General features: G+C 34.7%; 8 protein-coding genes. 1 reads left to right on the forward strand and 7 read right to left on the reverse strand.

What is annotated here, in order from left to right:
• Positions 1-39: 39 nt before the first annotated feature.
• The 7 genes from FGM00_RS08355 to FGM00_RS08385 form a co-directional block, all read right to left on the reverse strand.
• On the reverse strand, positions 40-3,708 hold the full coding sequence (locus tag FGM00_RS08355) for a type IIG restriction enzyme/methyltransferase (RefSeq protein ID WP_138852461.1): 3,669 nt from the start codon (positions 3,706-3,708) through the stop codon (positions 40-42).
• 148 nt (positions 3,709-3,856) lie between these two features.
• Positions 3,857-4,906, reverse strand: coding sequence for a protein rep (locus FGM00_RS08360; RefSeq protein WP_138852462.1), 1,050 nt, complete (start codon positions 4,904-4,906; stop codon positions 3,857-3,859).
• A 34-nt stretch (positions 4,907-4,940) separates the two neighbouring features.
• A complete protein-coding gene (locus FGM00_RS08365; RefSeq protein ID WP_138852463.1) occupies positions 4,941-5,216 on the reverse strand; it encodes a helix-turn-helix domain-containing protein in 276 nt (91 codons plus the stop codon).
• A 74-nt stretch (positions 5,217-5,290) separates the two neighbouring features.
• Positions 5,291-6,292, reverse strand: coding sequence for a hypothetical protein (locus tag FGM00_RS08370; protein ID WP_138852464.1), 1,002 nt, complete (start codon positions 6,290-6,292; stop codon positions 5,291-5,293).
• 51 nt (positions 6,293-6,343) lie between these two features.
• A complete protein-coding gene (locus tag FGM00_RS08375) occupies positions 6,344-7,618 on the reverse strand; it encodes a tyrosine-type recombinase/integrase (RefSeq protein WP_138852465.1) in 1,275 nt (424 codons plus the stop codon).
• Between the two features lie 475 nt (positions 7,619-8,093).
• Positions 8,094-9,356, reverse strand: coding sequence for a type II toxin-antitoxin system HipA family toxin (locus FGM00_RS08380; protein WP_138852466.1), 1,263 nt, complete (start codon positions 9,354-9,356; stop codon positions 8,094-8,096).
• Positions 9,357-9,359: 3 nt separating this feature from the next.
• Positions 9,360-9,623 carry a helix-turn-helix transcriptional regulator gene (locus FGM00_RS08385; RefSeq protein WP_138852467.1) on the reverse strand — a complete coding sequence of 88 codons (264 nt, stop codon included), beginning with the start codon at positions 9,621-9,623 and terminating at the stop codon, positions 9,360-9,362.
• 997 nt (positions 9,624-10,620) lie between these two features.
• On the opposite strand from FGM00_RS08385, the gene FGM00_RS08390 reads away from it, so the two are divergent.
• Positions 10,621-12,189 (forward strand): MFS transporter, encoded by a 1,569-nt coding sequence (locus FGM00_RS08390; protein ID WP_138852468.1) that lies wholly within the window; start codon positions 10,621-10,623, stop codon positions 12,187-12,189.
• Positions 12,190-12,274 lie beyond the last annotated feature (85 nt).

Here is a 12,274-nt window from a genome sequence, read left to right on the forward strand (position 1 = left end):
TTAAATTATTTCGTAAACTTTAATGAACCGAATTGAATGCTATCCTTCCTCCACAACTTTAATTTCTTCTTTAGATAATCCATATAATCTATAGACCATTTTATTAATACTCTCCTCTAATGATTTTGTATCGGCTTTAGGGTCGACATTCTTAATTTTCAAAATTTCTGTTACTGTATGCTCAATCTCTTTATAAATATATTTATCAAAGGCAATCGGTAAAGACTCTAATTCTGTATTGCTTACATTATTATTACTTGAAGTTTTTTTAAACCTCCACTGGAAGAGTTTTGAATTAAGCAAACCTGCAAGTACATTTAATGAATAAGGTTCTTCACTTATAACGGAATTAGTTGAGTCCGCAAAATAGATTTTGGGATTCACAATTGTAGCTACGATTCTCAGCTTCTCATCAACACCAGTTATGCGTTGAATACCAATTCTTTTAATTTCAGATAACTGATTTACTCTTCCATCTTCATTATAAAGTTTCTCATCGAAATACTCTTTCTCCCCTTGACTTAATTTCTTGTTTATTCTATAAGGACCAATTTGAACTCCTTTTAAAAAATCAGCATGACCAGGTTTATTAGAGATGTACCTCCTGTTCAAAGTTTGATTAATTTCCCCTCTATTAGTTCTTATCTCATCAATATCTCTAATTACTTCGAACTGATGAATTTTTTTTAAAATTATCCATTCAGACTCAGAAACGAGAGGAATTGATAATCTATAACTATCAAATTCCAGTAGCTCAGTGAAATTTGTTACGTAAGACTTCTTTTCGTCGTCAAATGATTTAAATGGGTAGGTATGAACATTAATTATTTTGTCATCTAATGCGGTATGCGAATCATTTACACCAAAAAATATTAAAGTTGATTGTTTAGCATCCTCAAATACCCTTTTTGATGGGATATCCTTTTGCGGAAAACAATGAAGGGTAATCCCAGAAAAATTTTCGCTGATAAATTTTCTCGTCGAAAAGAGACTGTTGTCACCAATCAATGTTAGTGGTATAATATAACTAATGTTGCTATCAGGTCTCGTAATGTCCTTACAGAGGTGGATAAACAATCTATAAAGATTTAGTTTCCCACCTTCAACAGACTTGAATCTCTGTGTGATTTTTGAATACTCTAATATATCTTGATATGGCTGAAGAGATGAATTTCGTTGTTTCTCCAAAACGGCATACGGTGGGTTTCCAATTAAAGCGTCAAAACCAATGAAGCTACCATCATCGGCTAGTACCTCTGGAAACTCAAAACGCCACTCAAAAGCATTAAGATAAATAGCATTATTTACGATTTCTTGTTTTTTTAAGTATGCTTCTTCGGTAGCTTTTTTCAACTCCTTTAGACGCTCTTTCTCTGCTTTGGTTATTTTCTCACCAAACTGTTTTAAGTTCTTAATTTGTTCTTCCTTAAGAAACAATCGATTTTTGGCTTTCTCCAAGACTGTAATAAATTTACTGTCTAAAGTACTTTTAAAATTATCCTTTACTTCATCTATTATTTCTAAAACTTCACGTTTACGGTCTTTACTATTAGTTTCTTTATATTCTGAAACTGCATTTTTATAATCAGTAAATGTATATTTTAGTTTTGGGTTCTTTTTATTTCTAAATGCATCTTTTAAATCATCGTCTAACTTAAAACGACTGATTAATGAATTACCACACTTTATATTTATATCTATGTTGGGTAGTGTTTGCAATCTATTTTCTTTGGTATAGTAGGCGTTTTTAAGTAATTCTATCCATAAACGCAATCGACATATTTTAACGGAGTTCGGATTAATATCGACGCCAAACAAACAATTTTCTATGAGGGTTTGTTTCTGATGAAATAGGGTATGTTGTATGCGTACACTTTCTTTATCGTCAGGGTTATACTCAAATAATGAACCCCTGTCATCTATAACGTAAAGCTCATCATTTACTATTTCTATATCGCAACGTAGCGGTATTCCTTTTGCATCAACCAAAATTCCCAATTCGTTTTTTATGACAATTAATTCATTTAATGCACTGACTAGAAAATGCCCAGATCCTACGGCAGGGTCACATAGGCGTAGACTATTTACAACCTTATTAAAACGTTCAAGGTCATCTGTTTTAAAGTATTTGCTACAGTAAGACTGTAAGTCCTTAAAAGTTTCTATCTGGTCGTTTACTAAAACATTAAATTTTTGAACGACAGCACGCCTCAACGTTTCTCTGCACATATACATTGTTATGTAAGCAGGGGTATAAAACGAACCCTCCTTATAACCATTTATTTTCTCAAATATTAATCCTAATACGGATGCATTAATTAGCGATTTATTTTCTTGCTCGTCTTCTATGCCCTCGTTACCATCGGTAGCAAAGTCATAGGCTTCCAAAAACTTGAATAAATACTCTAAGGTTGAGAGCTTACCTTTTAATTGTTTGTTGTTATTATCTTTTAAGACTGTATTATTATACAATGTAATATCATCATTATTTAATGCTGATATTTCAAAGGCTTCGTTCTCTAATGTATTACGCTCGAATAAAGAACTATTGAGATACGGTATATCCTTATACTTCTCTTTATATTTAGGATGTCTCTCGTCTTCATTTTTGGCTAGCGCAGAGAAAAATAAATCGTTTAACTCGTCATAATCACTTATGAATGAAGCATTTAGAAATTTATATTTCGGATTTTGCTTATGGTAGGCTAATAATTGAGATTCTAATAACTTTAAAAATAGAATACGATTTACCCAAGTCAAACACAATTCCAATCCTGCGTTAAAGGATTTCTCTGTGTTGTTTTCTATACTTTCAATATTGGATAAGTAGTCTCTATCTTCGAGAATAACAATCGTATTCTCTAATAGTGAGGCATAATCTCTATCTTTTTCAGACTTACGACTAATAATTTTTTTGCCTTTGTCTTTTACCTCCTCTAAACCAATAATATGTAATAACTCATTATAGAACGCCTTATTAAGTTGATTACTATCATTACCGAAAGAATGACCTAGTATATGGACATCTGAAAAGATTTTATATAATGTATTAAGATGTGCATCACTTAATTTATTGAAATTGGTTTTAGAGAAATCTAAATGAGCAAAAGGTAATTCCTGCTCGACCTCAGCAATATATTTTTTAGCAATTTCGTTATAAAAAAGTTCATTTTTAGTAGTATCCTTTAAGCCATCTCTAAAGTCTCTATACTCTCTTAAGAGTGCCTTATTCTTGTAGAAATAGTTATAGAAATCTTCAGCTTTAAATAAATACCATTCATAACCATTGGTAGCAATAAGGTGCTTAATATTATTATTTTCATTGTCTACTCTTTCACGTAAGTAATAGAGTAATAATTCTTGTAATGCTTTACGATTAAGATTATTCTCTGTTAAGAACTCGGCCTTATTACTTGGTTTTTTGGCCTCAATGATTACACCAACATCTGAATTAGCCGTACCATCTAGATAAATTGCTAAATCAATACGTTCTTTTGTATTAATGTAATTATTGTTATAAAATGTATTAGTAAAGAAATCCTTGAAGTGGGATTTTATATGCTCTTCACTTTCGCCATTGTCATCACTTAATTTGACCGCATTTATACAATTCTGTAGTTGACCTATAAGATGAGTTACTTTTTTACGTAAAGGTTTATGTTTTCTATAAGCAGGATTAAGTGCTTTTCTGGTGTTGGTTTTGTTCATTCGTTATTTTAAACCTAACTTCTTGAGAGTACATATTAGGAATAGTACTATTCTTAAGCGCAGTATTTTGATTAGCCTTAAAAATATAAATGTTTGGTGTAAAATAATACTTACAACTAAAAAATACGCAAATGAATTTGAGAAAACACTAACAAAGCTCCTTATCTATTTGGGTATTTAAAATAAATTCTAAGTAGCTATCCATCTCATATTCGGTTAGCATTCTTCCAGTATCATTATTGATCCAGTCCATAAGTTTAAAATTATACTCCCATTTTTCAAAATCATCCACTACCCTAGCAGATTTTGCAGCCATTTCACTTTTTGGCAGTTTAAAACCAAACCTATTATATAAATGATGTTTATCAAATGCTTTATAGATAGTATGTAATGCATTTGCGTAGATCTGCAAACCTGTCATATCTCCTTTTTTTCGCTTTCTCTTATGTGTTGGGTCTGGGTCGCTTAATATTTTTGCTCCATACTTTATAACCTCAACCAAATCCCTTTTAGTTTCTTTCACTGCACGTATATGTTGCCCTTTTTCACCTACATTAAATTCGTTCTTATTCAGTTCTTTCTTCCATTCTTGTTTAATGTACAAACCGATTGCCCTAGTTGGAACTATCAAATGGTAGTGAGGGTTATATGTTCTTTTAGTTGCATTGAAATTACATTCTAATGATTTTATACCAATAATTTTCATTCCCTTACCTCTTATGTGCCTTTTGTTACACCTATCTTTGATTCTTTGAAAGGCTAGTACCATTTGATTTACCCTAGAATCCAAATCTTTAGCTTTAACAGATTTTAGGGTAATAGTTAAAAGATGAGGTTCTTCCCATTGAGAAAGGATCGGATAATATTTTTTTATCATCATTGCTTTTCTTATACCGCAACAAGTGGCACACCATCTATTTTTGCACCAATTACAATAATACCTCCCGTCTTTACTTATAAGTTTAGTCTGACAGTGGAAGGTATTGTAATACCGCTTTATTATTTCAGTTTCTCCTTTTTCTTTTGCCACATCTATCATTGCTAAAACCAATTGATTTGTGATTGCCTTTTTGTTGGCTCTTTTTAGAAGTGAGGGATTATTCTTAATTGGAGTACCAGTGCCAGTAATGACGGTCGTTTCCAGCTTATTAGAGAAACTAGATGTCCCATTTAGTGCCAATGTATAGATACTATCCATTTCCGAGGTTCGTTTTTAGAGATACAAAAAGAGGTTAAGCCCTTTTGTATTTCATGGATTTAACCTCAGTTAATGCTTCATCTAGATCTGCTCTTTTAATGAGCAAAACCCTACCAAGTCTCTTAGCAGAAAAGAAACCTCTTTTAATATAATTGTGTACAGATTGCTCTGAGACTTTCAGAACCTCAGCGGCCTCCTTTACGGTAAGGTTCTCGGATTTTTCTTCCACTGCCTCTTTGCATACAAATTCCAGTAAAAGATTTTCGATACTTGACAATCTCTGGTCGATTGTCTCAAATGGATTTTTCATATCACCTAAATTTTAGGCAATACTATAATTAGTGGGTAAGATTATTGAAGTGTGGTAACCATGTGGTAGGTACACTAATCTATTATAGCCAATTTAAGCTCATCTAAGGCTAACTTTTTGGCTTTTGGGTAAGTGGCCAACATATTATCTAAAACGTACTCTATATTCCTTGTCTTGGTATTCTTTAATCGTTCAGTTTTGCTTGAATAAATTTTATTGTAGGCTTTTTGAATATTGGTGTCGTCCTTACCAAATAGCTCCCCTATTTCCTTCCATGCCTTTTTTGTCGGAAAGAGATTATTAGTTTTTAGTTCCTTAGTCTCTGAAGTATAGTAGCAGTAATAAGCTATATCTGTTCTATTGGGTCTTGCACTGACAATACCACCAAAGTTTTTGGGGCGACTTGGTTTTGCATATTGGTCGAGCCATAGTTTCTCTTTGTAAAATTCCTTTTTCTTCGAAAAAAATTCTCTCTGTAACTCCAATCTACTCAAATCTTCACTGTTGTAGAGCTTAATTTTTACAAGCGACGTATCAATCGAATCGATAGTATCATTAATAATATTCAAATTTTTTAATGAATCGGACTTTGAAAAAATAGCTGAAATTAGCATAAAACCATTTTCCAATAGTTTGTTACAGAGTTTTGACAAATCAAATACCATTATGCCTTTACCTTTGATATAACCAAAACAGGCAAAAAACTGAAATGTCAATTTCTTTAGGAAAATTTTATTTTGAAACAATAACTCGTTGCTTTTTATAATTCTTATGAACTCATTTGCAGCGAGTAGGTAAGTTACTCCCATTTGGGACCGATAAAAATCGCAATTGCCTAACACAGTAACGCCAGCTTCTTTTGGAAATGAATCTTTATCAAAGAGTTCAGGTTTGCATTTTCTGCAATTTTCTCCGACATTTTCAGGTAAGGCACTGGTCATGGCTTTTTCTAAGTTGCCATACAGTTTTAGAAAAGTATTTTTTGATTGAAGAAATTCTATTAAGTAATCATTACAGCTTCTTGTCACGATTTGTGAGACCTTTTTCCCTTTATTCATTTTTATGGCTACAGCCATTTCACTCTTTTTTAAAGGCTCAAATTCTACTATTATGTATTTATTCTTCATTTAACCTGTAACTGAGATTGGAGCTTTTTCCATTTTCCACACTGTTTTCATGAATTCTTTTTTATCATCATTGTTTGGCTTGTAATACTTATTAAAAACTTCTAAGCTTCGATGCCCCGTAAAGCTCATAATCACCTTATCGGGAATCTTTTTATTCTTCATTATCGTAATAAAGCTTCTCCGTGCGGTATGGGATGAAATACGCTCATTTAAGGGCTTAATCTGTTCCTTTAACTCTCTACCTATCTTAATGGTCTTTTTAATATCTTGGGTATAACCAATAGCCCCGAATACTTCTTTGATATAATCATTGAATTTTTGGTTGGATAGCTTGGGTAGATTGTAGTCATACTTTTTCAGAATATACGTAGAGAACTCATTTAGTGGTACTTCTAAAGATTTGTCTGTATTCTTTTGGTCTCTTACTTTGATAACACCGTTATGAACATCTTTTTTGGCTACTTTAGAGTAGTTACTATACCTCATACCAGTAGCACAACCAAAAACAAATAAGTCTCTCACCTTTTCTAGCTTTCGATTTGCACTAAAATCAAACTCAAAAACCTCCTTAACTTCATCCAATGTTAATGCGACCTCATCGGTCTGTTGCGCCTTTGGTGCCTTAAACTTTTGAAAATCCAGTTTATAATTATAACCGTTTTCAACCGACCAGTACAGGAAGGTTTTTAATAGACCTATATTTCTTCTTAGAGTATTGGCAGAATGTTCTTTGACCGTTATGCAATACTCGACTAAGTCATTATAAAAGGCACTTGTAAATTGATTAAAATGTAGTTTTTTACCCTTCCAATCTTCAAAGTCAACCAGTAATTTTTTATTGTAGGTATATCTGCTAATCGTAGAAATAGAATTTGCCCCTTCGGTAAAATCGTTTCGCTTCTCAGTCAGAAAGATATCATACACTTCAAAGAATTTACTACTAATAGCTTTCGTACGCTTAAACTGGGTGTCAAAATCACCTTTAACCACAGCAATGGTTATTTCTCGATTAGATAGCTTGTAACTTTGGATGAGGTCAGAAAAATAATTTGAATAACGGTCTAACTGCCGCTTGATACCCCTATGTCTGTTGGCATTTGCGCTGCGTCCGTTGAGGTCGTTTGGATGTCGATGCTTAAAATCCCATTCCTTTGGGTTGACACTTTCACCAGTAGAATACACAAATTTCCTACCCTCATTTCGAAAATATGCCGAGAATAATATTAGGGTTTCCCCGTCTTTCTTGGGTTCTTTGAGATTGAAGGTGAATTTCATAGCTTATTTGTCAGTTGACAGAATCGTTGACAGTAAAGGTATGATTTGTTATAGGTTTAGAGTCAAATAGATATTAGGAATTATCAACAACCTCTTGATATATAGGTTGTTTAGATAATTAGTATCCAATAGGATATATAAGGTTCAAAACCCTCTTCCTCCGCTTAGAGCAAAGCTCGGTTTTCGTAGAAAATCGGGCTTTTGTTTTTAGGAACGTTGAAAACCCAAGTTTTCAATAGTGGATAAATGCAAAAGCCCGAAAATCGCCAAGCGATTTCGAGCTTTATTATCAGGTGGGGAGGTCGTAAGGAAAACCGAAGGTAATCCCTCTTCCTCCGCCAAAAAAGGAAACCCACAACTATCGTTTTGGGTTTTGGTTTAAATTATAGCTGAGCCAAGGTGAATACTTAAATCAGTTTCATTTAAATTTTTAAGCCTTTCTTTTATGGTAGATAGTTGATTCATTCTTTAGCCACTATTCTATTCTCTTTATTTCTTTTTGAATCGCTTTTACTATATGTCCTGGTATGTTTAATTCTTCAGCGATCTCAATCCACTTAGGAATCAATGCCTGTACCTCCTCAATAATACCTTTTGGATTTTTAATAACAAATTCTTCTGCTATCGCAAGCATATCTTTCATACCGATCTCTGTCCGCTTTCCATAAATAGACAAAGCCCTAGAGGTAGCTTTAAATGTGAATAGCGGATTGAGCGCATAAGTCAAATCATATGCAGGTGCTAAATTCCAACTATCTTTTTCTTTGTCATAAATAAAACTATGGTTCTTTAAATGGTCGTCTATATTTCTAAATACGACATTAAAAACCATTCGCTTGAACAATTGCTGTAAATCTTTATGTGGAACTTCTAATCCTAAGGCCACTTTAAAAACATTCTCATAGGAAGAGTTCTCCGGTTGACTTTTAAAATCCCAACCCGTTAAACCTGTTACGGTTAATATGTGCTGTTTTTCTCCGTGTTGTCTATCATATCTAAGTGTTGCAAAGTGCTTTTTTTCTATCAGCTTTGATGGCATCATATCAACACCTGCTTCTTGCGCTAATAAATAATAGGCATATTCTACTTTTTCTTTATTGTAGCCATCGCTATCATCAAGGTGTAGCTTAACTAGATAGTGATTGTAGTCCTCGCTTGTTTCCCTATCTCCAGCGATGATTTTACCAGTTTCTTTATGTTCGGATATTAAGATTTTAGGTCTAGCTCCACCTGCAGACGTTCCTATTTTGAAAACGTTAAGCAAAGACAATTCATCAAGGGCTGCCCCGGATGTATCTTCCTTAAGTCTTAATACTTTTTCTAAGATGTTAATGATTTCATCGATGTTTATAGATGATGTAGTAGGTAGCTCTTTTACGGGTTTGTACTCTATGGCTCCCATACCGCGATCCGCTACATAAGCCAACTGTTGCAATGGTGTTACCTTTTGGATGCCTCTTGCTGTTAACCATTCTTGGAAAATGATATTTCCAAAAGTGTCTGGCAGGGAATCGGCTATCATTGGTGGCAAACCTTGAAACGTATCATGTTGGTATTCCGTAAATACCTGCGCTGGTTTGGTACGTTTGAAAATAAAAGGAAATAGTTTTGAAAATTCGCCACTGTCCAGGAATTCTGGATTGTATTGAAAAAAGGATTTGCCCTGATTTATATCATAGCCTAATTTGCCAATCTCTTGGCCAAATACAATAATATCTATGATTTTATCCCTAGCCATCTTTTAATACAATGAAATATCATTTTGATCAACAATGACTTTATCTATTTGATTGGCAATAGATTGTAATAATCCAAAATGGTTTGCTACTTTTAGAACATTATCAAGTGTAGCATTTTTACCATTCTCGATGTTTTGAATGGTGGTGCTAGAGACATCAAGCACTTCCGCAAGTTCGTCTCTAGATAGCTCATTTGATTTACGAAGTGCCTTACAGGCTTCACCAATCTTGACTTTCACATCTTTTATTGTAGTAATTTCTAACATATTGTACCAATATAATGGTTAAATATAGGTATTTAAATCCAAATTTACCATTATAACACCAAATGAATTGTTAGTAATATTACTATTCCGAGCTGTATCGTATGAAAGTAGAGCCATTCAACTTTAATAAACTTTCGAGAAAAGTACCGATTATCGGTACTAATCCAATGAGTTTTCTACGACTTGTTCCTTAGAATATAGTTTGAAATGATTTATAGGAATTTGCGCATCTATCTTAGAGACTGTTTGGAAATATCTCGCTTATTTTCTTAGGGCCTCTTTTTGCGCCTTATTTCGTTAAAATTTTTGACCGTAGCGCTGCTATGCTGAAAAATTTTGCCTCATAATGCATCAAAAATAGACCATAACAATTCTAACGACATATTTCCAAACAGTCTCTTATAAAGTATTCTTGAAATTCTTAAATTTTTCTCAAAAAGGGCCTAATTTGGTGTCAGTAAATTTTGAAGGTCCTTTAAGCCCTATATACGCTATAAAAACGAGAATTTGGATAGTTCCTCTTCCTCCGCCAAAATGAAACCCACAACTATCTTTGTTGATTTTTTATTTTAAATTGTAGCTGATGCTACGGTTCAAAGTTATATTCTAAACCAAAAACGAGGCATACTTTTTTAATGTGGCCAGAGTTCTGTGACAGCTCAAAATTGTTAACGAATTATTCGATACCGTCAAGCTTGTCTAATGAATAATCCTAACTTCCACGGAAAATTTTTAAAGGTATGGAATGACTTCTTGCGATGTACAAATCGCAAGGGGCAAGTCTGCAAAAATCCTAGGATGCGGTACCCATACCTTATATAACTTAAAAGTCCTTCGTGTAAACAAGGGACTTTTATTATTTTTCACACCTATGTGCCTACGATGGCGTCTCGAACAACCTTACAGTTCTGTTCTGACTTGTATTTAAAGAAGCAAGATTCTTAATTTTTGATTGTTAAAAGAGCTGCACCAAAACGAAATTACCCTGTTGTCTGATATGAATAAAGAAAATCCCAGTCTTTACAAAAACACTTTTTTTCTTCTATTCGTCGTCGCAACCTTTATATCCAATACTGGCACTTGGCTATTTACAGTAGGTTCCGGATGGTTGATGACCGAATTGGATTCATCTGCATTTATGGTATCATTGGTTCAAACCGCTACGTTGATACCCTTATTTCTTTTGGCACTTCCGACCGGTGCTCTAGGAGATCTTTACAATCAAAAAAAAATCATTATCATTTCGCAAAGTCTACTGGTGATCAACACCCTTATTTTCGCATACATCGTATACTTGGACAAAGCGACCGTATTTCTCTTACTGTTTTTCACATTGCTTAACGGTATTGGTGCAGCCTTCTCTCGTCCGGTTCTTGCAGCGCTTACCCCACAACTTGTTCCCAAGTCACAACTGAGAACAGCGGTGAATCTGACCGGCATTGCCTACAATTTAAGCAGGGCGCTAGGCCCTATTCTAGGAGGGGCCTTAATAACAATGTACGCCTTAGACCTCCCTTTTTGGATCGATGCGCTCTCTTTCGGAGCAGTAGTCCTAGTCATCTCGTTTTGGAAACGCGACTCAAAGAACGAGGAACTTCCAGGGCAAAAATTAACCCATTCTATGGGCGATTCCATTCGTTTTCTGAGATACACGCCTGCGCTACACCACAGTATTATAAGGGCGCTGCTATTCTTCTTTCCAGCCGCCGCGCTTTGGGCGTTCATGCCTTTGATCGCAAAAGAGCAGTTCAGCGGAGGAGCCGACCTTTACGGTTATTTATTGGGCGCTTCAGGAATTGGCGCCGTTACAAGCGTTTCTTTTTCCAATTCCATCACCCGAATATTAGGAGCCAGTCGGTTGACAATGGTCGTATCCATACTACTTGGGTTATGCCTCTTATTTCTAGGCTTTACCACTTCAAAGTATTATGCCATAAGTATTTGTTTTGTAGCGGGCGTATGTTGGCAACTATCCTTCACGAGTATTATGACTTCTGCACAATATGCCCTGCCGAAATGGTACGGTGCACGAGGCATAGCCTATTTTCTGATGGCCATGTCCGGAAGCATGGGTATAGGAAGTGCCTTGTGGGGTTTGTTTGCGGATCAGACAAGTTTGCAATACGGGCTGTATGGGGCGGGTATCGCCAGTGTCGTAATTGCCTTGGTTGCACTGAGATTTCCGTTAGATCTTGCAAAAGATCTTAATTTTAAGAGGGCTTCCGGACTCTCAGAAAAGCCTTTTTCCGAAATGAAGGACGAAGGAGGTTGGGTTATGGTTCATATTAGTTACACCGTATCCCCAAAAATTAGATGGGAAGCTATGGAGAAAATCAGTGCACTGAAGAATAAGCGCTATCGAGAAGGGGCTCGACACTGGAGACTATTTTCCCCAGAAATTGAAGAAAATCAACTGATTGAAATCTTCTATAAAACCTCCTTGAGTCAGCTTATCAGACATCAAAAGCAGGTAACGGTACACGACAAGGAATCCGAAGAGAAACTGAATAAATGGATTACGGAAAACGGAGGCGAGGTTAAACGTGAATATTTTCAAGAAATGTAGTCATCCTAGTAAGCCTTAAAATAAAAAACCCTAATGAAATCGTAGAAAAAAATTGATTATAGGACGGTTCGTAAATAATTAACTT

The organism is Aggregatimonas sangjinii, assembly GCF_005943945.1.
Lineage (GTDB): Bacteria > Bacteroidota > Bacteroidia > Flavobacteriales > Flavobacteriaceae > Pelagihabitans > Pelagihabitans sangjinii.